The sequence below is a fragment of the Comamonas sp. UBA7528 genome, assembly GCF_002479375.1.
Classification (GTDB): Bacteria; Pseudomonadota; Gammaproteobacteria; order Burkholderiales; family Burkholderiaceae_C; genus Comamonas.
The window spans coordinates 88,805-112,192 of record NZ_DLMU01000015.1 but is presented as its reverse complement, the minus strand read 5'-3'; the positions used below and the strand labels follow the sequence as shown (position 1 = coordinate 112,192).

The 23,388-nt window shown below is 66.8% G+C and carries 24 protein-coding genes; 13 read left to right on the top strand and 11 right to left on the bottom strand.

What is annotated here, in order from left to right; translation table 11 throughout:
* Positions 1-45: 45 nt before the first annotated feature.
* Together B3349_RS18930 and B3349_RS18925 are read right to left on the bottom strand one after the other, a co-directional pair.
* On the bottom strand, positions 46-246 hold the full coding sequence (locus B3349_RS18930) for a hypothetical protein (RefSeq protein WP_066538664.1): 201 nt from the start codon (positions 244-246) through the stop codon (positions 46-48).
* 170 nt (positions 247-416) lie between these two features.
* Positions 417-800, bottom strand: a complete 384-nt coding sequence (locus B3349_RS18925) for a hypothetical protein (RefSeq protein WP_291591079.1) — start codon at positions 798-800, stop codon at positions 417-419.
* Here B3349_RS18925 and B3349_RS18920 point away from each other — a divergent pair.
* Positions 799-1,086 (top strand): hypothetical protein, encoded by a 288-nt coding sequence (locus B3349_RS18920; RefSeq protein WP_291591077.1) that lies wholly within the window; start codon positions 799-801, stop codon positions 1,084-1,086. The genes B3349_RS18925 and B3349_RS18920 overlap by 2 nt on opposite strands.
* Before the next feature lie 61 nt (positions 1,087-1,147).
* On the opposite strand, the gene B3349_RS18915 is transcribed toward B3349_RS18920, so the two are convergent.
* The 4 genes from B3349_RS18915 to B3349_RS18900 all read right to left on the bottom strand — a co-directional run bounded on the left by B3349_RS18915 (position 1,148) and on the right by B3349_RS18900 (position 4,865).
* Positions 1,148-1,831 carry an ankyrin repeat domain-containing protein gene (locus B3349_RS18915; protein ID WP_291591075.1) on the bottom strand — a complete coding sequence of 228 codons (684 nt, stop codon included), beginning with the start codon at positions 1,829-1,831 and terminating at the stop codon, positions 1,148-1,150.
* 89 nt (positions 1,832-1,920) lie between these two features.
* Positions 1,921-2,679: an SDR family NAD(P)-dependent oxidoreductase gene (locus B3349_RS18910; RefSeq protein ID WP_291591073.1), complete on the bottom strand. Its 759-nt coding sequence runs from the start codon at positions 2,677-2,679 to the stop codon at positions 1,921-1,923.
* A 90-nt stretch (positions 2,680-2,769) separates the two neighbouring features.
* Positions 2,770-3,738 carry a tripartite tricarboxylate transporter substrate binding protein gene (locus B3349_RS18905; protein ID WP_291591070.1) on the bottom strand — a complete coding sequence of 323 codons (969 nt, stop codon included), beginning with the start codon at positions 3,736-3,738 and terminating at the stop codon, positions 2,770-2,772.
* Positions 3,739-3,947: 209 nt separating this feature from the next.
* A complete protein-coding gene (locus B3349_RS18900) occupies positions 3,948-4,865 on the bottom strand; it encodes a LysR family transcriptional regulator (RefSeq protein ID WP_291591069.1) in 918 nt (305 codons plus the stop codon).
* 77 nt (positions 4,866-4,942) lie between these two features.
* Here B3349_RS18900 and B3349_RS18895 point away from each other — a divergent pair, with 77 nt between their 5' ends.
* Together B3349_RS18895 and B3349_RS18890 are read left to right on the top strand one after the other, a co-directional pair.
* Positions 4,943-5,416, top strand: coding sequence for a CidA/LrgA family protein (locus tag B3349_RS18895; RefSeq protein WP_291591067.1), 474 nt, complete (start codon positions 4,943-4,945; stop codon positions 5,414-5,416).
* A gap of 2 nt (positions 5,417-5,418) precedes the next feature.
* Positions 5,419-6,114, top strand: coding sequence for an LrgB family protein (locus B3349_RS18890; protein ID WP_291591066.1), 696 nt, complete (start codon positions 5,419-5,421; stop codon positions 6,112-6,114).
* Positions 6,115-6,290: 176 nt separating this feature from the next.
* On the opposite strand, the gene scpC is transcribed toward B3349_RS18890, so the two are convergent.
* A complete protein-coding gene (scpC, locus tag B3349_RS18885; protein WP_291591064.1) occupies positions 6,291-7,859 on the bottom strand; it encodes a succinyl-CoA:acetate CoA-transferase ScpC in 1,569 nt (522 codons plus the stop codon).
* Between the two features lie 378 nt (positions 7,860-8,237).
* Between scpC and B3349_RS18880 the strand changes: the two genes are divergently transcribed.
* The 6 genes from B3349_RS18880 to B3349_RS18855 all read left to right on the top strand — a co-directional run bounded on the left by B3349_RS18880 (position 8,238) and on the right by B3349_RS18855 (position 14,287).
* On the top strand, positions 8,238-9,242 hold the full coding sequence (locus B3349_RS18880; protein WP_291591061.1) for a YihY/virulence factor BrkB family protein: 1,005 nt from the start codon (positions 8,238-8,240) through the stop codon (positions 9,240-9,242).
* A 493-nt stretch (positions 9,243-9,735) separates the two neighbouring features.
* Positions 9,736-10,599 carry a branched-chain amino acid ABC transporter permease gene (locus tag B3349_RS18875; RefSeq protein ID WP_291591060.1) on the top strand — a complete coding sequence of 288 codons (864 nt, stop codon included), beginning with the start codon at positions 9,736-9,738 and terminating at the stop codon, positions 10,597-10,599.
* Positions 10,600-10,601: 2 nt separating this feature from the next.
* Positions 10,602-11,576, top strand: a complete 975-nt coding sequence (locus B3349_RS18870; protein ID WP_291591058.1) for a branched-chain amino acid ABC transporter permease — start codon at positions 10,602-10,604, stop codon at positions 11,574-11,576.
* Entirely contained in the window at positions 11,563-12,327 is a 765-nt protein-coding gene (locus B3349_RS18865) for an ABC transporter ATP-binding protein (protein WP_291591057.1), read from the top strand. Before B3349_RS18870 ends, B3349_RS18865 begins: the two co-directional genes overlap by 14 nt.
* Positions 12,314-13,021, top strand: a complete 708-nt coding sequence (locus B3349_RS18860; protein ID WP_066538682.1) for an ABC transporter ATP-binding protein — start codon at positions 12,314-12,316, stop codon at positions 13,019-13,021. The genes B3349_RS18865 and B3349_RS18860 overlap by 14 nt, the downstream gene beginning before the upstream one ends.
* A gap of 99 nt (positions 13,022-13,120) precedes the next feature.
* Positions 13,121-14,287 (top strand): ABC transporter substrate-binding protein, encoded by a 1,167-nt coding sequence (locus B3349_RS18855; protein ID WP_291591054.1) that lies wholly within the window; start codon positions 13,121-13,123, stop codon positions 14,285-14,287.
* A gap of 281 nt (positions 14,288-14,568) precedes the next feature.
* On the opposite strand, the gene B3349_RS18850 is transcribed toward B3349_RS18855, so the two are convergent.
* The 3 genes from B3349_RS18850 to B3349_RS18835 all read right to left on the bottom strand — a co-directional run bounded on the left by B3349_RS18850 (position 14,569) and on the right by B3349_RS18835 (position 17,435).
* A complete protein-coding gene (locus tag B3349_RS18850) occupies positions 14,569-15,342 on the bottom strand; it encodes an SDR family oxidoreductase (protein WP_066538686.1) in 774 nt (257 codons plus the stop codon).
* 139 nt (positions 15,343-15,481) lie between these two features.
* Positions 15,482-16,285 (bottom strand): IclR family transcriptional regulator, encoded by an 804-nt coding sequence (locus B3349_RS18845; protein WP_291591051.1) that lies wholly within the window; start codon positions 16,283-16,285, stop codon positions 15,482-15,484.
* A 376-nt stretch (positions 16,286-16,661) separates the two neighbouring features.
* On the bottom strand, positions 16,662-17,435 hold the full coding sequence (locus B3349_RS18835; protein WP_291591050.1) for a ferredoxin--NADP reductase: 774 nt from the start codon (positions 17,433-17,435) through the stop codon (positions 16,662-16,664).
* A 266-nt stretch (positions 17,436-17,701) separates the two neighbouring features.
* On the opposite strand from B3349_RS18835, the gene B3349_RS18830 reads away from it, so the two are divergent.
* The 4 genes from B3349_RS18830 (at position 17,702) to B3349_RS18815 (ending at position 22,450) form a co-directional block, all read left to right on the top strand.
* The gene (locus B3349_RS18830) at positions 17,702-18,895 is read left to right on the top strand and encodes an ABC transporter substrate-binding protein (protein ID WP_291591228.1); all 1,194 of its coding nucleotides are present in this window, start codon (positions 17,702-17,704) and stop codon (positions 18,893-18,895) included.
* Between the two features lie 107 nt (positions 18,896-19,002).
* Positions 19,003-20,910, top strand: coding sequence for an ABC transporter permease (locus B3349_RS18825; RefSeq protein ID WP_291591047.1), 1,908 nt, complete (start codon positions 19,003-19,005; stop codon positions 20,908-20,910).
* The gene (locus B3349_RS18820) at positions 20,907-21,668 is read left to right on the top strand and encodes an ABC transporter ATP-binding protein (protein ID WP_291591046.1); all 762 of its coding nucleotides are present in this window, start codon (positions 20,907-20,909) and stop codon (positions 21,666-21,668) included. The genes B3349_RS18825 and B3349_RS18820 overlap by 4 nt, the downstream gene beginning before the upstream one ends.
* A gap of 5 nt (positions 21,669-21,673) precedes the next feature.
* On the top strand, positions 21,674-22,450 hold the full coding sequence (locus B3349_RS18815) for an ABC transporter ATP-binding protein (RefSeq protein WP_291591226.1): 777 nt from the start codon (positions 21,674-21,676) through the stop codon (positions 22,448-22,450).
* Here B3349_RS18815 and B3349_RS18810 read toward each other — a convergent pair.
* Positions 22,447-23,385 (bottom strand): LysR family transcriptional regulator, encoded by a 939-nt coding sequence (locus tag B3349_RS18810; RefSeq protein ID WP_291591044.1) that lies wholly within the window; start codon positions 23,383-23,385, stop codon positions 22,447-22,449. The genes B3349_RS18815 and B3349_RS18810 overlap by 4 nt on opposite strands.
* Positions 23,386-23,388: the final 3 nt, after the last annotated feature.

The window sequence follows — 23,388 nt, the reverse complement described above, 5'->3', positions numbered from 1 at the left end:
CCTTGGCTTTTTGCTTGGGGGCTGCGGCCTTGCGGCCGCTGCCGTTCAGGCCTTTTTGACCATGTGCTGCGGGCGCTTCTTGGCCTTGGCGTGCTTGGTGGCTTTGGCCTTGTGGGGCGTGGCGTGCGCCGACGTCTTCTTGGCGGCGGAGACCTGGGTGTGCTGGCTGGCCGTCAGCGGGCTGCTGTAGGCGGCAGGGGCCAGAAAGGCGGCGGCAAGGCCGAGGGCGAGCAAGGTGCTTTTCATCTGTTATCTCCAGTTTATTGAAAAGGCGGACAAGGGTTCCGCGCCCATTCTGGGCCTGCGCAACCGGGCCTGCAATCACTGGGAAATACGTATTTCAGGCCCGGGGATTCGCTCATCTGGCGTTCAGGTGTCGCTGCTAACGTAGGCGCCCTGCGGGCGCTCCGTGGTGCTCAGTAGGTGATCTGGATATTCGCCATGTCGTCGTGGTTGCCGGTGGTGCTCAGCAGGCGGCGGCCCTGGTCGTCGACCACGATGAAATGTGTGGGGTTCTGGGGGTCGCGCTTGGCGGTGACCTGGATTTCCTTCACCCGCTGTCCGCTGATGATCACGGCCTTGGATGTGGGGCGGTTGGGCGGAAAGATCAGGCAGGAATGGCCGGCCAGTTCACCCTGGGCACAGGCTTCGGTGCCATAGAGCTTGGCGGGCTTGCCGCCGTAGGTGATGGGGGTGCCCGGAGGGAAGTGCAGGGTTTCGGGAAGCATGGTTTCTTCGAACAGGCAGCCGCCCAAGGCAAGGGTGGCCGCCAGCAGCAGGCCGCGGCGGATGGTGAGCATGTGGTTTTCCTCCCTGAGCGCAATCTTTTTTGTGGCGGCGGACGCAGGGCTGCCCCGGGACGAAAAACGTTTTTCAGGGACGACCGTTGGTCGGCGCAGGCGCGAGGGTAGCGTGCTCTGGCGCGGCGGTGGATTGAAAAAATCTTTGCATTCCGCCGGGCAGTTCGAAGATTCCCTCAGTGCGGTGCATGAATGCGCCTTGCATGTGCGGCGGTGTCGTACAAATTCTTCTGGTGAAAATGGCAGTTCACGCATTCTTTGTGTGCATGGGTTGCTCTTATTTTGATAGTTTTTGTGGTGTGCACGCAGCACGCCCTGCGCTACGGCAGCCCAGGGCGCGGGGCGGGTCAACGCCCGCCTGCGGCGCGCAGCAGATCGGCCATGGCGGTGTAGCCGCGCTGCTGGGCATGCAGCAGCGGGCGCACGCCGTCGCCATCGGCCAGGTTGGGGTTGGCGCCAGCGGCCAGCAGCAGTTGCACGATCTGCTGGTGGCGGGGGCCGCCGTCGCTCAGCAAGATGGCTTCCAGCAGCGCCGTCCAGCCCAGGCGGTTGATGTGGTCCACGTCCACGCCGGCAGTGATCAGCGTGCGCACGGCCTCCACATGGCCGCGCTCGGCGGCGGGAATCAAGGCGGTGCCGCCGTAGCGGTTGGTGCTGCGCAGGTCGGCTCCGTGGGCCAGGGTGAGCTGCAGGATCTCAAGCAGCCCACGTGCGCCGGCGTACAGATAGGGGCTGTCCTGGATAGCGTCCTTGGCATTCACATCGGCCCCGGCGGCCACCAGCAGGCGCGCGGCTTCCACCTGGTTGGCGTGGGTGGCGGCCAGCAAGGCGGTGCGGCCCGCGCCGTCGCGCCCATCCACGGGCGCGCCCTGTTGCAGCTGCTGGCGCAGCACGGCGGTGTCACCGCGTGTGGCGGCTTCGTGCAAGGCAGTGGCAGACATGGCGTGCAGCGGTGGCAAGCCGCCCAGTCCGAACAGCAGCGCAGCGGTGCGGGACAGGGTGTGGCGGCGGGCGTGAAAGGATGGCGTCATGGCAGTGCGACACGGCAGCGGACACGGCTGCCCAGGGCCGCAGCATAGCCGGCGCAGCGTGGGCGTGGTGCACGCAGTGGTACGCCGGATCAGGCAGCCAGATAGCCGCCATCCACATTCAGCACCGTGGCGGTGATGTAGCTGGCCAGCGGTGATGCGAGAAAGGCCACGGGGCCGGCGATCTCGGCGGGTTCGCCGTAGCGCTTGAGCGGCACGCGGCGCAGGATGTATTCCACATGCCGGGGATCCTTGCGGGTCTGCTCGGTCATGCCGGTCAGCATCACGCCGGGTGCCACCGCGTTCACGCGGATGCCCTGGGGGGCCAGTTCCAGCGCCATCACCTTGGTCAGCATCTCGACGGCAGCCTTGGAAGTGGAATAGGCGATGGACCCCGGCGAGGCGCGCGAGGCCGAGATAGAGCCCACGTTCACCACATTGCCGCCGCTGGCCGCCAGCAGGGCCTGGAAGGCCAGGATGGTGTGGCGTGCGCCGTCCAGGTTGATGTCCATGGTGCGGCGCCACTGCGCATCGCGGTCCGGGCTGTCGAAAGCGTGCTTGGGGCGGATGCCGGCGTTGTTCACCAGCACCAGGCGGTGCCCGGCGGGCAGTGGCAGCGCCGCCGCGGCGGCCTGGCAGGCGGCGGCATCTGCCACATCCAGTGCCAGGCTGGAGGCCACACCGCCGGCACTGCGGATCTGTGCGGCCGTGGCGGCCGCCGCCTCGCTGCTGAGGTCACTGACCACCAGGTGGGCGCCCATGGCCGCCAGACCCACGGCCACGGCCTGGCCTATGCCCCGGCCGGCACCGGTGATGAAAACAGTGTGCTGGGCCAGAAACGCGTCGTGCATGGGTGCAGAAGGGGTGAAAAACGGTTGTCAAAAAAACGGCAGGGCCTGCGGCCCTGCCCGGGACGGTGCGCGCCACCTGTTGCGGCGCGTTCAACCCACGGTGGCGCCGCTGATGCGCACCACCTGCTGGTAGCGGGCCAACTCCAGGCGCATGAAGGCGCCGAAGGCATCCGGCGTGCTGGTGACGGTTTCCATCATCATGTCGCGGTACAGGGCCATCACTTCGGCGCTGTACAAGGCCTTGACCGCCACGGCATTCAGGCGCTGCACCACCTCCGCGGGCGTGCCGGCCGGTGCGACCAGACCCCACCAGGTGTCGATCTGGAAGCCTTTGAACCGTTCGGCCACCGCCGGCAGATCGGGCAGCAGTTCGCTGCGCTGGGCGGAGGTCACCGCCAGGGCCTTGAGCTTGCCGGCGCGGATATTGGCCGCCGCGCTGGCCAGGTTGTCGAAGGAGCAATCCACCTGGCCCGACAGCAAGGCCAGCTGGGACGGTGCACCGCCGTTGTAGGGCACGTGCACGATGTCCACCTGGGCGTCGCGCTTGAACATCTCGCCTGCCAGATGGCCGGCGCTGCCATTGCCGCCGCTGGCATAGGTCAGCTTGCCGGATTCGCGCTGCGCAAAGGCGACAAAGTCGCCCAGGCTGGCGATGCCGCGCTTCTGTGCTGCCTCGGCATTCACCACCAGCACATTGGGAATGCGCGTCATCTGGGTGATGGGGGCGAAGTCCTTGATCGGGTCGTAGGCCAGGTTGGCAAACAGCCAGGGGGTGATGGCATTGGTGGCCACGGCGGCAATGCCCAGGGTCAGGCCGTCGGCCGGTGCGCGCGCCACGGCCGTCATGCCGATACCGCCCCCGCCGCCCGGGCGGTTTTCGATGATGACGGTGCCCAGGTCGGCCTCCAGCATGGTGGCCATGCGGCGCACGCTCAGGTCGATGGCGCCGCCGGCGGCATAAGGCACGACGATGCGCACGGGCTTGCCGGCCGCCAGGGCGGACAGCGTGGGGGTGGCACAGGAGGCCGCAGCAGCGGCAAGAAAATGTCGGCGTTGCATATGTCTCGTGTCTCGGTGTCGTTGTGGTGAAGCGCCCTGCAGCGGTGGGGCTGCCCGATTACACCAGCAATGGCCCGGTTGCGGACTGCACATGCGCTGGGACCGGCATCGGCATGGGCGAGGTGCAGCAGACGCCGGGGCGTTGGAGGGACGCCCTCCCACATGAGCAACTGGCCGCACCGGCAGGTGCCCAGCACGTTCCAGGGAGGCTATGGCTGCGGCATCGGCGGCTGGTCCGCCCCGTGCAGCGGGCGGGGATAGACGGCCCGCACGCAGTCCAGCCAGGCCCGGGCGGCGCGGGACAGGTAGCCGGGGCGCCACATCAGGGCCACATCCCAGGTGATCGCCGGCTCGGTCAGCGGGCGGCTGGCCACGCGCCGGGGGTCATAGCGGGCGATGACATGCTCGAACATCACGGCCACGCCCACGTCAGCGGCCACCAGATGGCCGATGAAATCCCAGTAGCGCGTCTGCACCTTGACCTGGGGGGAGAAGCCCGCCGCCTCGCACTGCTGCAGCACATGCTCGTGCAGCGCAAAGTCCGAGGTGTAGAGCACAAAGGGCAGGTCGTGCAGATCCTGCCAGCGCAGCGGTCGGTCGGGATCGCCCACACGGTGCACGGGCAGCACCACGCGGGTCTTCTGCCGCGCCACGGTGTAGCGTTCCAGTGCCGGATCGGGTGCGGAAAACAGGCCCAGCGCCATGTCCAGCTTGCCGTCCTGGATCAGCTGGTACTGGGCGCGTGCCCCCTGTTCGTTGACCTGCAGGTGCACGCCCGGAAAGCGCTGCTGGAACAGTGCAATCACCGGTGCCATGTAGTGGCCGGTGGTGGGCATGATGCCCACGCTCAGCTCGCCGCGCGTGATGTTGTCCACCTCGGCCACCTGCTGGCGCAGCAGCCGGGCCTGGTCCAGCATCTCCTGCCCCCGGTCATAGACCACCTGGCCGGCATCGGTCAGTTGCACCCCGCGGCCCTCGCGCAGCAGCAGCGGCCCACCCAGCTCGTCCTCCAGCGCCCTGACCATCTTGCTGATGGTGGGCTGGGTCACATGCAGGGTTTCGGCCGCGCGGGTGAAACCGTTCTGGCGCACCACCTCGATGAAGTAGCGCAGGGCACGCAGGTCCATGGGGATTCCTTTAAAGCATGGCTTTTATGGAAATTATTCATTTTACGAATACAGGGGTAAACCCTAGACTTTGTCCCATGTCAAGAATTCCGACCCTGCCCGCGCGGCCCCTCACCCTCCGTGCGGCACGGTCCGTCTGGCCGCTGGCCAGGGTGGTGCTGCAGGTGGGCCTGCTCAGTGCGATCTGGGTGGCCATGGAAGGCATGCGCCAGCATTTTGGCTGGAGCATGCCGGCCGGGCTGATCGGCTTCGGCCTGCTGGCCGTGGGCCTGTTCACGGGGCTGGTCAAGGCCCAGTGGCTGCAGGCCGGCACCAACTGGCTGATGGCCGAGATGCTGCTGTTCTTTGTCCCCGCCATGCTGGTGGTGACCGAATACCCCGACCTGATCCGCCACCAGGGCCTGCGCATTCTGGCGGTGATCGTGATCAGCACCGCCTGCGTGATGGCGGTGACGGCCCTGGCCGTGGACCGTGTCTATCGTCTGGAGCTGTGGCTGGCGCGCCGCAAATCCACGGCCCGTGCGCGCCGTGCGGTGCGGGAGGAGGTGTGAACATGCTCTCGAACGAGGTGATCGGCCTGCTGTCCTTGGCCGCCACCGTGGCGTGCTATGTGGTGAACAAGCGCCTGTACGGCCGCCACCCGCATGTGCTGCTGATGCCCATCATCGCCACGCCCGTGGTGCTGGTCACGCTGGCCCTGCTCACGCAGGTGCGCTTTCCCCAGTACTACGCCCAGACGCACTGGCTGGTCTGGCTGCTGGGGCCCACCACCGTGGCCTTTGCGCTGCCGCTGCATGCCCACCGGGACCTGCTGCGCAAGCACTGGATGTCGATTGCCACCGGCGTGCTGGCGGCCACCGTGGTGTCCATCGGCACCTCGGTGACCTTTGCCCAGTGGTTCGGTCTGCCCGAGGAACTGGAAAAAGGCCTGGCAGTGCGTTCCATCACGACGCCCTTCGCCATCGAGGCGGAGAAAGTGCTGGGCGGCCCCACCGATCTGGCCGCGCTGTTTGTGCTGCTCACCGGCGTCAGCGCCATGCTGCTGGGTCAGACCGTGCTGCGCGTGCTGCCCCGCATCCGCAGCAAGCTGGCCACCGGTGCCTGCTGGGGCGGTGCGGCCCACGGCAGCGGTGTGGCGCGCGCCCGCCAGGCCGGCGAGGTGCAGGCGGTGATGGCATCGCTGGTGATGCTGATTGCCGGTGCCGTGAACGTGCTGGCGGCGCCATTCATCAAGACGCTGCTGTTCTGACCGGGCGGCCGGGGGCGCGGCAGGAGCGCGCGCACCCGGTTTTCAAAAAAGCCCAAAATCCCCTCAAAAAAAACCAAAAAAAGGCGCTGCGATGCAGCGCCTTGGGGCAGGGGGGCTGCGTTGTTTCAGTCCACGTGTCGTTCCTGTGCCACCCTTCCTCGGCCCGTGCCGGGTGCTCAAGCCGCCCGCATGCGGGCGGCCGGGGCCGCCGCGTGCATGCTGCCGGTCTTCAGGTAGCGCTGGTGCCAGGCATAGGCCTCTTCCAGCAGATGGGGCGTGTGCTTGCCCGGGGCATCGCGCAGCGCGCGCTCCAGGTAGTCGGTCATCTCCGCCCGGTAGTCCGGGTGCACGCACTGCGCAATGATCCGCCGCGCGCGCTGCACCGGTGCCAGGCCACGCAGATCGGCCAGGCCCTGTTCGGTGACGATGACCTGCACATCGTGCTCGGTGTGGTCCACATGGGACACCATGGGCACGATGCAGCTGATGTTCCCGCCCTTGGCCATGGACGGTGTCATGAAGATGGACAGGTAGGCGTTGCGTGCAAAGTCGCCGCTGCCGCCGATGCCGTTCATGATGGACGAGCCCATCACGTGCGTGCTGTTGACGTTGCCGTACATATCGGCCTCGATCAGCGCGTTCATGGAGATCAGGCCCATGCGGCGGATCAGCTCCGGGTGGTTGGAGATCTCCTGCGGGCGCAGGATCACCCGCGAGCGGTAGCGGTCAATGTCGGCCAGAAAGCGTTCCATGGCCGCCGGGCTGAGCGCCAGCGAGGTGGTGGACGCCGTCGCGAGCTTGCCCGATTCCAGCATGTCCAGCATGCCGTCCTGCAGCACTTCGGTGTAGGCGTGCAGCTGCTCTAACGCGCCGTGGTTGAGACCGGCCAGCACCGCGTTGGCGATGTTGCCCACGCCGGACTGCAGGGGCAGCAGCTCGGGTGGCAGGCGGCCCACTGTCACCTCGTGCTGCAGGAAGTCAATGATGTGCTGGGCGATGCGCTGTGAATCGGCATCGGGCGCCGTGAAACCGGCCAGCCTGTCACGCTGCTGCGTGGGCACCACGGCGATCACCTTGTCCAGGTCGCAGTGCAGATACGGGTCGCCAATGCGGTCGTACGGGTGCACCATGGGAATGGGCTTGCGCAAGGGCGGCACGGCCGCGCCGTAGTAGATGTCATGCATGCCTTCCAGCGCGGCGGGCTGGGCGCTGTTGACTTCCAGAATGATCTTGTCGGCCTGCTCCAGCCAGGTCTTGTTGTTGCCCACCGACGTCGACGGAATCAGGCGCCCGTCGGGCAGGATGCCCGCCACTTCGACCACCGCCACATCCAGGTGGCCCAGGAAGCCGAACCACACATACTGCGCCACATGCGAGAGGTGGATGTCCACGTACTGCATGCGCCCTTCATTGATCTCTTTGCGCACCGTGGGGTCGGACTGGTAGGGCAGGCGGCGTTCGATGCCATGCACCTTGGCCAGCGCGCCGTCCAGTTCGGCCGAGGTCGAGGCGCCGGTCCACAGGCTGATGCGGAACTGGCCGCCGTGGGCGTTCTGTTCCTCGATACGGCGCGCCAGCGCCTGGGGCACGGCCTTGGGGGCACCTGCCGGGGTGAAACCGCTCATGCCCAGCGTCATGCCGGACTGGATCAGGCTGGCGGCCTGGTCGGCCGTCATGATGCGTTCGCGCAAGGCGGGGCACAGCACGCGGTCCGCAGGGGATTCGTGGGTGAAGGTGGTGTGCATGGGGTTTGCCTCTTCCATGGCACTGTCACTGTGGCAGTGCTTCTGTATTTTTTCGGGTTGCACCTTAAGTGCTAACCCGCAGTGTTCCACACACCCCGGACCGCACGCCAGCGTAGTTGACAAGGGGAAACCCTGATGATTTTTGCAGCATTCGGGAGATGTAATCCGGGCGATATTTCCCGTCGCAGGCGCAGTGGCTGCCGCTGCGGCTGCAGTAGGCCACTCACCGTGGCCGCGACCGGGTGCGCGGGCGGCCTGCGCTGTTGCCGCCGCGCCTGGCACAAGATCCCCCGCATTCATGCGCCAGGCCCATTGCCGTGGCGCTCACGGTCCGTTGGTGGCTGGCGGTGCAGCGCCTGTGCCGCCACAATGGGCCGCATGGCTTTCGATCTCACCCTCTGGAAGCGCCGGGCCGCACGCCTGCTGCGCCCCGCACAGCCCTTGATGGAATCGGTACAGCTGTGGCTGCAGGCCGATGGATTGCGCATGAGTGCCGCGCTGTCGTTCTACGGCATGCTCAGCCTGTCGCCGCTGCTGCTGCTGATCGTGGCGCTGCTGGGCTGGTGGCTGGACCGGTCGGTGATCGAAAGCGAGCTGCTGGGCCAGGCCAGTGCGGTGATGGGGGACCAGGGCGCCTCGGTGCTGAAAGCCGCCATGGCCAGCGCCCAGACCAAGAAGGAAGGCCTGCTGGCATCCGCGCTGAGTCTGGTGCTGCTGGCTTCGGGCGCCACCGGGGTGTTTGCGGAACTGCAGAACTCGCTGCGCAAGCTGTGGGTGGTGGGCCGCGATGTGCCGCCCGAGCCCGCCAAGCCCTGGTGGAGCATGGCCACCATCCGCCTGCGCGGCCTGGGCTATGTGGTGGTGCTGGGGCTGATGCTGCTGGTGTCCATGGTGCTGTCCACTGGGCTCAAGCTGGCGTCGGACTGGGCGGGCACGGTGCTGCCGATCGCCCCGCTGGGCCAGGTGATGCTGGTGGCCAACGAGCTGGTGTCGTTCGGCGTGTCCGTGGCGCTGTTCTGGGGCGTGATGCGCCTGGGCAGCGGGCCCAAGCCCCCGGCGCGCTACCTGGTGTTCGGCGCCATGGTGGGCGCCGCGCTGTTCACCGCGGGCAAGCAGGCATTCGCTTGGTATCTGTCCACCGCCGCCGTGGTGTCGGCCTACGGCGCGGCCGGTTCGCTGGTGGTGCTGCTGATGTGGATTTACTTCACCTCGGCCATCCTGCTGTACGCAGCGGCCTGCGCGCGGGCTTTCGGTGCCACCCAACCTCCGGTGTTCGGCATGCCGCGCAACTGGCAGGACCCGCTGGCGGTCGCGCCGCCGGCCATGGCGCAGCCGCCCGCGCCCACCGTGCCGCAATCGGCGTACGGCGGGCTGCAGCACTAGTCCGCGCCTTCCACGCAGAACGCTGCGGCATTACGCCCCGCAGGGTGTGACCCATGGGGCTCCGCAGCGCTGCCGCCGTGCCGGTGGCAGCGGCCGAAGGCTTTGGTCTGGGCAGGCCGTTGTCGATGCGCTGCAGCGCCTGCGCGCAGGGATGGATGCGCTGCCCGGCCTGCTGCGCACAGCGCCTTCCGATACGCATGTAGCAAACCGTTTCCGAGGTCTCAGGGTTGTCCCTGGGAACGCGGAAACCGCGGCGGCACAGCTGTCATCTGCGTTACCCAAAACGGTTGGGGTTTGCCCTTGTGGTTCTGCATTGCAGAACACCCCTCTTGTTTGCAGCCCCTGGCTTGTTGAGCATGGAGACAGCGCGAGGCCCGTGCTGCATGGCAGCAGGCCTGGTGATCCAGACTCAACAAGGAGCGAGACATGCGTGGTGACACATGGCGCGCCGCCGCCGGGCAACCGGATGGCGGCCGATGGAGGAGGTTCTGAGATGGACGTCTTCCTGCAGCAAGTACTCAACGGCCTGACGCTGGGCGGCATCTATGGCCTGGTGGCCCTGGGGCTGACGCTGGTGTACGGCATTTTGCATGTGCCCAATTTCGCGCACGGCGGTTTCTACATGATCGGTGCCTTTGTGGCACTGCACGCCATGGTGGCTTGGAGCTGGGGCTACTGGTCGGCCATGGTGATGGCGGCGGTGACGGTGGCGGTGCTGGGCATCGTTAGCGAGCGGCTGGTGTTCCACCCGCTGCGCAAGGCCTCGCCGTTGCACCCCAAGATCGCGTCCATCGGCCTGCTGCTGTTCCTGGAAGCCGGTGCGCAGGCCCTCTGGGGCGCGGACTTCCAGCGCCTGCCCACGCCCTACACCAGCGTGATCGAGCTGGGCGGCCTGACGGCCCCGGCGCAGCGCCTGCTGATCATTGCCGCCGCGTTTGCGCTGATGGTGGCGCTGCACCTGTTCCTGACGCGCACCACCACCGGCTCCACCATCATTGCCATGGCGCAGAACCGCGAAGGCGCGTCGCTGGTGGGCATCGATGCCAACCGCGTGGCGATGATGACGTTTGCCATTTCCGGCGCGCTGGCCGCCGTGGCGGCCACGCTGTATGCGCCCATCAACCTGGTCTATCCGGCCATGGGGCAGCTGGTCATCACCAAGGCCTTTGTGATCATCATCCTGGGCGGCATGGGCAGCATCCCGGGGGCGGTGCTGGGCGGGCTGATCATCGGCTTCGCCGAGAGCTTCGGGGCCTACTACATCTCCACCGACTACAAGGACATCATCGCCTTCGTGCTGTTGGTGATCATCCTGTCGCTGCGCCCGCAGGGCCTGTTTGCCAAGAGGGAGCACTGAGCATGAGCGGATTGTTTGACAGCAAACTGGCCTGGGGCGCCTTGCTGCTGCTGGGCATTGCCTTTCCCTGGATCGCCGGCAACGACTACTTCCTGACGGTGATGAGCACGGCCTACATCTTTGCCATTGCCACCCTGGGGCTGAACCTGATCACCGGCTACACCGGCCAGTTGAATCTGGCGCATGCCGGCTTCATGGCGGTGGGTGCGTACACCGTGGGCATTCTGACGGTGGACCACGGCTGGACGTTCTGGGCCTCGCTGCTGATGTCCGGCGTGGTGTGCGTGGCGCTGGGCTATGTGATCGGCCTCATCTCGCTGCGCCTCAAAGGCCATTACTTCTCGATCTTCACGCTGTGCGTGGGCTACATCATGTTCCTGGTGATCGAGAAGTGGGAAGGCCTGACCCACGGCACGGTGGGCATCATGGGCATCCCCGAGCCCGAGGCCATTGGCGCGCTGACGTTCGACACGCCGCTGCGCCTGTACTACTTCGTGCTGTGCTTCCTGGTGCTGCTGGTGTGGGTGAAGCGCCGCATCGTCAAGTCGCTGCTGGGCCGCACATTCATCGCCATTCGCAACAGCGACGAGCTGGCCGAGGCGCTGGGCATCAACCTGATGCGCAACAAGGTGCTGGCCTTCATGCTGAGCGTGTTCTATGCCGGCATTGCCGGGGGCCTGTACGCCGGCTTCGTGCGCTTCATCGGCCCCGACATGGCGGCGGTGCACCACACCTTCGACATGATGATCTTCGCCATGGTGGGCGGCATGGGCACGGTGCTGGGCCCGCTGCTGGGCGCCATCGGCATGCCCTGGATCACCCAGTACCTGCAGTTCCTGCAGGAGTTCCGCTTCATCGTGTTCGGCCCCATCCTGGTGGCGCTGGTGATTTTCATGCCCTACGGTGTGGTGGGCAGTTTCATGGCCTGGCGCACACGCCGTGCCACCAAGGAAGGGAAGGCCCATGCTGCAGATTGAACACCTGACCAAGAAGTTCGGTGGGCTGGCCGCGGTCAACGACGTCACCACCACCATCGAGCAAGGCAAGATCAACGCCATCATCGGGCCCAACGGCGCAGGCAAGACCACGTTCTTCAACCTGATCAGCTCCATGCACAAGCCCACCAGCGGCACCATCACCTTCGACGGGCAGGATGTGACCTCGCTGCGCCCGGACCAGGTGGCCCGGCTGGGTGTGGCGCGCACCTTCCAGACCACGGCGCTGTTCGACCGTGCCACGGTGCTGGACAACCTGATCGTGGGCCACCGCCTGCGCACGCAATCCGGTCTCTGGGATGTGCTGCGCGGCTCCAGCCGCCTGCGCGAGGAGGAGCGCGTGTGCCGCGAGAAGGCGCGCGAGGCGCTGGATTTCGTGGGCCTGTCCCACATTGCCAAACGCGTGGCGGGCGACATCTCGCAGGAAGAGCGCAAGCGCGTGGCGTTTGCGCTGGCGCTGGCCACCGACCCCAAGCTGATGCTGCTCGATGAACCTGCCGGCGGCGTGAACCCGGAGGAAACCGAAGGCCTGGCCGAGCTGATCCGCAAGATCGTGCGCCATGGCATCACGGTGGCGCTGATCGAACACAAGATGGGCATGATCATGAGCCTGGCCGACAAGATCCTGGTGCTGAGCTACGGCGAGAAGATCGCCGAAGGCACACCCGAAGAGATCCGCCGTAACCCTGCGGTGATCGATGCCTACCTGGGGAGCGAGCATGCTGAAATTTGAGAACGTCTCGCTGAAATACGGCAGCTTTCTGGCGCTGGACCAGGTCAGCCTGCATGCGGACAAGGGGGAATTGGTGGTGCTGCTGGGCGCCAACGGCGCAGGCAAAAGTTCGCTGTTCCTCACGGCCAGCGGGATCCACAAGGCCGCCGGCGGTTCCATCACCTGGGAAGGCCAGGAACTGGTGGGGCAGAAGCCCTCGGCCATCGTGCAAGGCGGTCTGGTGCAGTGCCCCGAAGGGCGCAAGCTGTTCCCGCAGATGACGGTGCAGAAGAACCTGGAGCTGGGCGCTTATGTGCACCGCCGCGATCCGGGGCCGAGCCGCCAGACGCTGGAGGAGGTGCTGGAACTGTTTCCCATCCTGCGCCAGAAGAAGGACGACCCGGCGGGCTCGCTGTCCGGCGGCCAGCAGCAGATGGTGGCCATCGGCCGCGCCATGATGGGACGGCCCAAGGTGCTGCTGCTGGACGAGCCCTCGCTGGGTCTGGCCCCCCTGGTCATCAAGCAGATGTTCGAAGTCATCCAGCGCATCAACCAGGCGGGCACCACGGTGCTGCTGGCCGAGCAGAACGCCTATGCCGCGCTGAAGATTGCCCACCGCGCCTATGTGCTGGAGAACGGCCGCATCGTGCGCGAAGGCAAGCCGGCCGAGCTGCTGGCGGATGACTCCATCCGCAAGGCGTACATCGGGGCCTGACGCCCCGCAACGCACCGGGCGCCGCGACTTTGGCCGGACCGGCCCTTGCGCGCCGCCACCGATTTTTGGCACGCGAAACCCATACACAAGGAGACAACCATGCGCGCATTTCCCCAATTCACCCGCCGCCAGCTGACGGGCCTGGCCCTGGCCTGCGCGGCCGTGGCCGCCGGCCCTGCGATGGCCCAGGAAGTGGTCAAGATCGGCTACTCCGGCCCGCTGTCGGGCGGCGCCGCGCAGTACGGCAAGAACGCGCTGGACGGCATGCAAATGGCCGTGGCCGAGATCAATGCGGCCAACCCCGAGATCGCCGGCAAGAAGGTCAAGTACGAGATCGTTCCGCTGGACGACAAGTACAACCCGTCCGAGACCGCCATCAACGCCCAGCGACTGGTGCAGCAGCACAAGACGGCCGCCATTCTGGTGCCGCATTCGGGCGGCATCTACGCGCTGCAGACCACCAACGAGCGCAGCAATTTCATTGTGCTGGCCTACAGCTCGGTGCCGCAGATCACGGCGCGCGGCAACAAGCTGACGCTGCGCATCCCGCCCGAGTTCACCAGCTACATCGACCCCTTCTCCAAATACGTGATGAACCGCTTTGGCAAGAAGGTGGCCATGGTCGGTGCCGACCACGATTACGCCAAGGCCTGGGCGGCGGCATTCAAGCCCGGCTGGGAAAAGCTGGGCGGCACCGTGGTGGCCGAAAACCCCATGAGCTACAACCGCGCCACCGACTTCTACAGCGGCGTGAGCAAGGCGCTGGCGGCCAAGCCCGACGTGCTGTTTGTGGGCGGTGCATCCGAGCCCACGGCCCTGGTGGTCAAGCAGGCGCGCGAGCTGGGTTTCAAGGGCGGCTTCATCATCATGGACCAGGCCAAGCTGGATGAAATGTCCCGCGTGGTCGGCGGCTATGCCACCCTGGAAGGCGCCATCGGCGTGATGCCGGTGTCCGAAGACACCAAGCCGGCCAACCAGGCCTTCGTCAAACGCTTTGGCCAGATGTACCCGGGCCGTGTGCCGGGCTCGGAAGCGCAGTGGAACTACACCGCCGTGCACGCCACGGCCAAGGCCATGCAGCTGGCAGGCACCTACAGCGATGCCAAGGCCATCCACGCCAAGCTCAACGATGCCTACAAGGCACTGGCCCCCGATGTGAACCCCGGTGGCGTGATGGGCGTGGACGACAAGGGCGGCACCCTGACCACGGAACGCGGCGCGGCGGTGAAGGACGGCAAGATCGAAGCCGTTTCCACCGTCAAGTAAGCCGCACGCCGCAGCGGTACCGCCTGCCGGTCTGCTGGCCGGCGCGGACCGCTCCCAGTGGCATCTGTGCCATCGAAAAAACGCACCTTCGGGTGCGTTTTTTTTCGTCCCTCGTGGACGGAGAAATGCAGCGCCTTGATGGGGTTGCGACGGTGGTGCCCTGCCCGGCGGGAGACGGGAGCGAGAAGGTCTATGTACTCTCTGAAAGCAACAACAGCTCCCGGTAGGAGCTGCTGGTAAAGGGAGGTGCAAGCGCCTGCGGGGTGCAGGCGCCGCGCGGATCAGAACAGGCTGGCGCCGCCGTCGATCACCAGGGCCTGGCCCGTCATGTGGCGCGAGGCGTCGGAGGCCAGATAGGCCACGGCACCCTTCAGATCCTCTTCGTTGCCGATGCGGCGCAGCGGCGCGCGCGCGATGATGGCGTCGCCGATCTTGTCGATCAGGCCGTTGGCCAGCTTGCTGGGGAAGAAGCCTGGGCAGATCGAGTTGACGCGGATGCCATACGGTCCCCATTCCGAGGCCAGCACCTTGGCCAGGTGCACGGCGGCGGCCTTGGAGGTGTTGTAGGCCACGGTGTTCATGCCGGGCGGTGTGCCCTTGAAGGCAGCGACCGAAGCGGTGATGATCACATTGCCGCGGCCCTTGGGAATCATCACGCGCTTGCCCACTTCACGGGTCAGAAAGAACGGCGCGTTGACGTTGAGGTTCATCACCTTGTGCCAGGCTTCGTCGGGGTAGTCCTCGGCCTTGGCGCCCCAGGTGGCGCCGGCATTGTTGACCAGGATGTCGATGTCCTTGCAGCGTGCCAGCACGTCGTCCACCAGACCGGGAATGCTGTCGAATTTCTGCAGATCGTTGGTGAAGGTTTCCACCTCGTAGCCCAGCCCTTGCAGGTGCGCCTTGGCTTCGGCCAGCTCATCGGCCTTGCGGGCGGTGATGGCCAGCCTGGCCCCCATCTCGCCCAGGGCTTCGGCCATCTGCAGGCCCAGGCCGCGCGAGCCGCCGGTGATCAGGGCGGTCTTGCCCGTCAGGTCAAACAATGCTTTCACGCTCATGGACTGTCTCCTTGGAGGAATGTAGGTATGCGTTGAAATTCATGGCACATGCTAGGGCGTGCCCCGGTGCGGCGCTGTCCTCTAGGTAACTGTGCGTCCTGCGCGGGACAGGCGGTAGCCCTAGCAGGCAGAAGGGGCCTCAGGCCTTGTAGATGGCTTGCTGCAGTCGGCGCACCATGCGCTCCAGCTCGGGCTTGGCGCGTTGCATCAGAAAATCGGGCGAGACCAGCCGCGTGGGCCCGCCGCAGCTGATGACCATCAGCGGCAGGCCGCGCCCGGGCGAAAACGCCAGCGCAATGGCGTTGACATGCTCCAGCCAGTCGCCGAAGGAACAGGTCAGCCAAGGCTGGGCACGCTCCTTGGCGGCAGGCCACAGCGGTGCCTGGGCCTGCGCCGCCGCCCACTGCTCGGGGGCATGGGCCTGCAGATAGTCCAGCGCTTCCTGCCGGTCGGCGGCCGAGCATGCGGCCAGCCAGGCGCGGCCCATGGCCGTGGTGGCCAGCGGAATGCGCGAGCCCATGTCCAGATCCGAGATGATGGGTTGCGGGCAGGGGCAGTGCTCGATGTAGAGCATGTTGTGCCGGTCGCGCGTGCCCAGTGCGATCTCGGCCTGGGCGAAGTCGGCCAGGCGCTGCATCAGCGGCCGTGCAATCTGGCGCACATCCAGCCCGGTGAGCATGGCGCTGCCCAGGGCCAGCGTGGCCGTGCCCAGGCGGTATTTGCCGGCATCGGGCACATGGATCAGGTAGCCCAGCATGGTGAGCGTGCGCGTGAGGCGCGACACCGTGGATTTGGGCAGGCCGCAGCGCTGTGCGATCTCCTGGTTGCCCAGCAGCTTTTCGCCGGAGCGAAAGCAGGACAGCACTTCCAGCCCGCGTGCCAGTGCCGTCACAAAGTGGCGATCGTCTTCCGGCGCGGTGGTGGACAACTGGGGGGCGGGCATGGCGCGACCTTAGGGCAAGCCGGTCAGCGGCGCTGTCACGTGGGTGCAGCGGGTTGGGGGCGCGGCCTGTGGGCGCGAGAGCGCCGGCCGTGCACGACGGGGAGGAAACCGCAGGTGGTGCGCCGCGACCACCCCCGCTCCAGGCTCTTTCCCCCGGGGTTGCCGTGGCCAGGCGCTGGCGGATTTCTCGGTGGGGGACATGGCCCACCTGCTGCACTATCTGCTCAAGCTGCTGGGCAATATGCAGACCATTGACGCCGCCCATGGCGGCGACGATGCGGCCGCGCCGCAGGACGCAGCCGCATAAAAAAAGGCCTGCACGCGGCAGGCCTGGGGGAGCCGCACGCGGCTCCGGGCTCGGCGCAGGGCGCGGAGCTTACTTTTCCACGAAGGCGCGTTCGATCACGAAGTCGCCCGGGGTGGTGGTGTTGCCTTCCTTGAAGCCGCGCTCTTCCAGCATTTCCTTGAGCTCGGCCAGCATGGCGGGGCTGCCGCACAGCATGATGCGGTCGGTTTCCGGGTTCAGTGCGGGCAGGCCCAGGTTCTGCGGGAAGGTGCCGGCATTGATCTGGTCCGAAATACGGCCCTGGTTGCGGAAGGGCTCGCGCGTCACGGTGGGGTAGTAGTGCAGCTTGCCCTGGACGATGTCGCCCAGGAATTCGTGCTCGGGCAGTTCCTTCTCGAACAGCGCTTGGTAGGCCAGCTCTTCCACCTGGCGCACGCCATGCACCACGACCACGTTGTCGAAACGCTCATAGGTCTCGGGGTCGCGGGCCACGGCCAGCCAGGGCGCCAGGCCGGTGCCGGTGCCGATCAGGTACAGGTTCTTGCCGGGCAGCAGGTAGTCGATCAGCAGCGTGCCCGTGGGCTTCTTGCCGACGATGACGGTGTCGCCCACCTGGATGTTCTGCAGCTTCGAGGTCAGCGGGCCGTCCGGCACCTTGATGGACAGGAACTCCAGGTGTTCCTCGTAGTTCGGGCTGGCGATGGAATAGGCACGCAGCAGGGGCTTGCCGTTCACCTTCAGGCCGATCATCGTGAAATGGCCGTTGGAGAAACGCAGCGCGGTATCCCGCGTCGTGGTGAAGGAGAAAAGGCGGTCGGTCCAGTGGTGAACGGACAACACGCGTTCTTCGAGAAAAGCACTCATGATGGCAAAGATGGGTGGTGTCTGAAAAAGCGATGCCTGGGCGCTGCAAGGCAGCGAACAGACGCCGGGCCAGCGGACGGTGGCGGAAAGCTTCGGGGCTGGCGCATCGCAATGCGTGGCGTGGAGGCTTTGTGGCGGCCGGGCAGACCATCGGGTTAACGCGATATTGTCCGGCAAATGCTGGCAAAAGGGTACAGTTCGAGGCCTTGTCTTGATATGGATGCGTAATAAGGAGAATGACGATGTCCACATCCCATGGGTCGTATATGCGCTGGAGCCTGCCGTTGCTGACCCTGGCCGCCGCGCCAGCCTGGGCACAGGCGGTGCTCAAGATCGGTGAAATCAATAGCTACAAAGCCATGCCAGCCTTCCTGGAACCCTATAAAAAGGGGATGGACCTGGCGGTGGAGCAGATCAATGCCTCGGGCGGCCTGCTGGGCAAAAAGGTGCAGCTGGTCATCCGGGACGACAACGGCAACCCCGGCGATGCCGTGCGCGCGGCCGAAGAGCTCTACACCCGCGAGAAGGTCGATGTGCTCACCGGCAGCTTTCTGTCGCATGTGGGCATGGCGCTGACCGACTATGCGGGCCAGAAGAAGCGTTTCTTCCTGGCATCCGAGACGCTGACCGACAAGGTGGTCTGGGAAAACGGCAACCGCTACACCTACCGCCTGCGTGGCTCCACCTACATGCAGACCGCCATGCTGGTGAAGGAAGCCGTCAAGCTGAAGAAGAAGCGCTGGGCCATCGTCTACCCCAACTACGAATACGGCCAGTCGGCGGTGGCCACCTTCAAGAAGCTGATGAAGGAAGCCCAGCCGGACATCGAGTTCGTGGCCGAACAGGCGCCCGCCCTGGGCAAGATCGACGCCGGCTCGGTGGTGCAGGCACTGGCCGACGCCAAGCCCGACGCCATCTTCAACGTGCTGTTCTCGGCGGACCTGGGCAAGTTTGTGCGCGAGGGCAACACCCGGGGCCTGTTCAAGGACCGCGCCGTGGTGGGCCTGCTCTCGGGCGAGCCCGAATACCTGGACGCGCTGCGCCAGGAGGCGCCCGAGGGCTGGATCGTCACCGGCTACCCCTGGTACGCCATCCAGACACCGGAACACCAGGCGTTCCTGAAGGCCTATGAAGCCAAGTTCAAGGACTATCCGCGCCTGGGCACCATCGTGGGCTACAACGCGATCCAGTCGCTGGCGGCCGGCATCAAGAAGGCCAACAGCACCGACACCGAAAAGCTGATCGCCGCCTTCAAGGGCCTGCCGGTGAACACCCCCTGGGGCCCCATTACCTACCGGGCCCAGGACAACCAGTCCACCATGGGGGCATTTGTGGGCAAGACCACCTACAGCCAGAAGATGCAGCGCGGCATCATGACCGACTTCTACTACGCCGATGGCAAGGACTACCAGCCTTCGGATGAAGCGGTCAAGAAACTCCGCCCCGCCAGCGCGCAATAATTGCGTCTTTGGCTGACAGCCACCTTGGCGACCAGTGCGCATGCTGGCCCGCCCGGGTGGCTTTTTCACACCCGCAGGAAAGATATGTTGCGAACGAGGAGCTCGGCATGAGCGCATCCGGCCTGCTGGCCCAGTTGCTGAACGGGCTGGCCAGCGCATCGTCGCTGTTTCTGGTGTCGGTGGGGCTGTCGCTGATTTTTGGCGTCACCCGCACCATCAATTTTGCCCACGGATCGTTCTTCATGCTGGGGGCGTTCATGGCCTTCAGCAGCGTCGAGCACCTGGCGCCGCACATCGGTTTCTGGCCTGCGCTGCTGCTGGCGCCGCTGGCCTGCGGCCTGCTGGGGGCGCTCACCGAGATGCTGCTGCTGCGCCGCATCTACCAGGCACCCGAGCTGTTCCAGCTGCTGGCCACGTTCGCACTGGTGCTGGTCATCAAGGATGCCGTCCTGTGGCTGTGGGGACCGGAAGAGCTGTTCGGGCCGCGTGCGGCCGGCTTTGAAGGCGCGGTGGAAATCCTGGGCCGCCAGTTCCCTGCCTACGACCTGCTGCTGATCGCCGTCGGCCCCCTGGTGCTGCTGGGCCTGACCCTGCTGCTGGCGAAAACCCGCTTCGGCATCCTGGTGCGGGCGGCCACGCAGGACCGGGAAATGGTGGGCGCCCTGGGCGTGAACCAGGCCTGGCTGTTCACGGCGGTATTTGCCCTGGGCACCTTGCTGGCCGGCCTGGGCGGTGCGCTGCAGCTGCCGCGCGAGCCGGCCAGCCTGGAGATGGACATGCTGACCATCGGGGCGGCCTTTGTGGTGGTGGTGGTGGGCGGCATGGGCAGCATTCCCGGCGCCTTCATTGCCGCGCTGCTGGTGGCCGAACTCAAGGCCATTTGCATCTGGCTGGGTGTACAGGAGATCGGCGGCGTGGAGGTGTCGTTCTCCAAGCTCACGCTGGTGGTCGAATTCCTGGTGATGGCCGTGGTGCTGGTCTGGCGCCCCTGGGGCCTGCTGGGCAAGCCCCAGGCCCTGGCTCGCAGCGGCGGGGAACCCGAGCAGCCGCTGCGCGCCCCCGGCCGCGGGGCGTCGGCGGCATGGCTGGGCGTGGTCGCCGCCCTGGTGCTGTTGCCGCTGGCCGCCGGGGACGCCGGCAGCTATGCCACCGTGCTGCTGACGGACATCTTCATCGCGGCCCTGTTGGCGGCCAGCCTGCACTTCATCGTGGGCCCGGGCGGCATGCATTCCTTCGGCCATGCGGCCTACTTCGGCCTGGGCGCCTATGGCGCGGCGCTGCTGGTGCGCCAGCTGGATCTGCCCATGGCGGCCGCGCTGCTGCTGGGGCCACTGGTGGCGGCCGGCGGGGCGCTGCTCTACGGCTGGTTCTGCGTGCGGCTGTCGGGTGTGTACCTGACCATGCTGACGCTGGCGTTCGCACAGATCAGCTGGGCCATCGTCTTCCAATGGGACCGCTTCACCGGCGGCAGCAATGGCCTCACGGGCGTGTGGCCGCCGGAATGGGCCTCGCAGGGTGCGGCCTTCTACTGGCTGGCGCTGGCGGTGTGCGCGGCCGGCCTGTATCTGCTGCGGCGCATGCTGTTTGCCCCGCTGGGTTATGCGCTGCGGGCCTCGCGCGATTCCGCGCTGCGCGCGGACGCCATCGGCATCGACGTGCGTCGCGTGCAGTGGACCGCATTCGTCATTGCCGGGCTGCTGGCTGGTCTGGCCGGTGCGCTGTTTGCGTTCAGCAAGGGCGGTGTGGCGCCGGATGCCATGTCGGTCACCAAATCCGTCGACGCGCTGGTGATGGTGCTGCTCGGCGGCGTGCAGACGCTGGCCGGCCCCGTGGTCGGGGCCGCGGCCTTCACCTGGCTGCACGACACCGTGGCACGCAACACCGAATACTGGCGCGCGCTGCTGGGCGGCATCATGTTGGTGCTGGTGCTGCTGTTTCCCCAGGGCATTTCGGGCTTTGTGCAGATGCTGTGGGCGCGGCTGGTGCCGCGCAAGAACCAGGGAGCTGCCGCATGAGCCTGCTGCAAGTCACACATCTGAGCAAGGCCTTCGGGGGCGTGCAGGCGGTGCAGAACGTGTCGCTGCTGCTCCAGGCCGGCGAGCTGCTGGCGCTGATCGGCCCCAACGGTGCGGGCAAGAGCACCACCTTCAACATGGTGGGCGGCCAGTTGGCACCCGACAGCGGCCAGGTGCGGTTGAACGGCCAGGACATCACCGGTCTGCCTCCGCGCGCCGTGTGGCGACGGGGCGTGGGCCGCACCTTCCAGGTGGCCCAGACTTTTGCCACGCTGACGGTGGCCGAGAACGTGCAGATGGCCCTGCTCTCGGCCGACCGCAGCATCTTCCACTGGTGGCGCCGCGCCACCGCCCACCGCCGCAGCGATGCGCTGGCGCTGCTGGCACAGGTGGGCATGGACGCCCAGGCCGACCGCCCCTGCAGCGAGCTGGCCTACGGCGATGTGAAGCGGGTGGAGCTGGCCATGGCGCTGGCCCACAGCCCCCAGCTGCTGCTGATGGACGAGCCCACCGCCGGCATGGCGCCCGGCGAGCGCGTGGCGCTGATGCAGCTCACGCGCCAGATCGCCCGGCAGCGGCGCATGGGCGTGCTGTTCACCGAGCACAGCATGGACGTGGTGTTCGGCCAGGCCGACCGCGTGGCCGTGCTGGTGCGCGGCCAGCTGCTGGCCGAAGGCACGCCGCAGGCCATCCGGGCAGATGCCCGGGTGCAGCAGGCGTATCTGGGGACCGGACTGGTGCTGGAGAAACAAAAATGAGTGCGATGGACAGCGGCGTGGCCGCAACCCGGGGTGCGGGGGGGGCGGACCCCTCCGCCCCGCTGTTGCTGCAGGTGGACGGCCTGAATGCCTGGTATGGCGCGGCCCATATCCTGCACGGCGTGGGTCTGAGCGTGGGGCGCGGTGAAGTGGTGGCCTTGATGGGGCGCAATGGCGCGGGCAAATCCACCACGCTCAAAAGCATCGCCGCCCTGGTGCCGCGCCGCGAAGGAAAAATTCTTTTCAGGGGCGAGGCCATCACGCACCAGGCGTCGCACCAGATCGCCCAGCGCGGCCTGGGCTATGTGCCGGAAGACCGGCGCATCTTCACCGAGCTGACGGTGTTGGAGAACCTGGAAGTCGGCCGGCAGAAGCCGCGTTCCTGGCCCGACGGCACGGCCGTGCCGCACTGGACGCCTGAAAAGCTTTTTGCACTGTTCCCGAATCTGGGCGAGATGCCCGATCGCCTGGGCGGCCGCATGAGCGGCGGTGAACAGCAGATGCTGTCGGTTGCGCGCACGCTGATGGGCCAGCCCTGTCTGGTGCTGCTGGACGAGCCGTCCGAAGGCGTGGCGCCGCTGATCGTCGAGCAGATGGCGCGCACCATCCTGGAGCTCAAGGCCCAGGGCATCGGCATTTTGCTGAGCGAGCAGAACCTGCCGTTTGCCGAGGTGGTGGCCGACCGTGCCTACGTGCTGGAAAAAGGCCAGATCGTGCACCACAGCACCATGGCGGCCCTGGCCGGGGATGCGACGGTGCGCCAGCAGTACCTGGGGGTCTAGTCCGCAGGCCGGACCGGGACTTCGCCCGTGTCGGCGGCCAGGTACGCGGCCACCACGGCGGCCAGCCAGTCCATGACCACCCTGACCCGGCGCGGCAGGTGGCGGCGCGTGGCGTACATCAGGGTCAGGGCCATGGGCGGGGCCTGGTGGCGGGGCAGCACCTCCAGCAGTTCGCCCCGTGCCAGCAGGTCTTCCACCCCCAGGCGGGGCACCTGGATGATGCCCAGTCCGGCCCGGCAGGCCGACACATAGGCCTCGGCATTGTTCACGGTGACCGCCCCCGCCATGGGGCGCTGCACCAGGCGGCCGTCGACCAGGGCCTCGAACCCCGCCGAGGCGGCGCCCAGGGTGTTGACGAAGTGCACCAGGCGGTGGCGGTCCAGATCCTGCAGGTGTTCGGGCCGGCCGTAGCGCTGCACATAGGCCGGGCTCACGCAGTTGACCAGGGGGGCCATGCCCAGCGGGCGGGCGACCAGGCTCTGGTCGACCACGGCGCCGCTGCGCAGCACGCAGTCGAATCCTTCGCGCACCACGTCCACGCGCCGCTCGGTGCTGCTCAGCTCCACGGCCAGGCCGGGGTGCTGGTCCAGCAGGGCCGGCAACTGCGGCACGACCACGTTGCGCGCCATGCCCGTGGACATGTCGATGCGCACCCGGCCCTGCAGACCGCCGCGGTCGGCATGCTGGAACATGGACTGCAGCTCGTCCACATCGGCCAGCAGGTCCTTGCAGCGTTCGTAATAGGTCTGGCCGTCCTGGGTGAGCTGCACCCGCCGCGTCGTGCGGTGCAGCAGCCGTGTGCCCAGCCCGGCCTCGAGCTGCTGCACCGCCGTGGAGGTGCTGGCCTTGGGCAGGCCCAGGGTGGCAGCGGCCTGCGTGAAGCTGGCCAGCTCAGCCACCCGCGTGAAGATGTGCATGCGTTCCAGGGAGTTCATTGT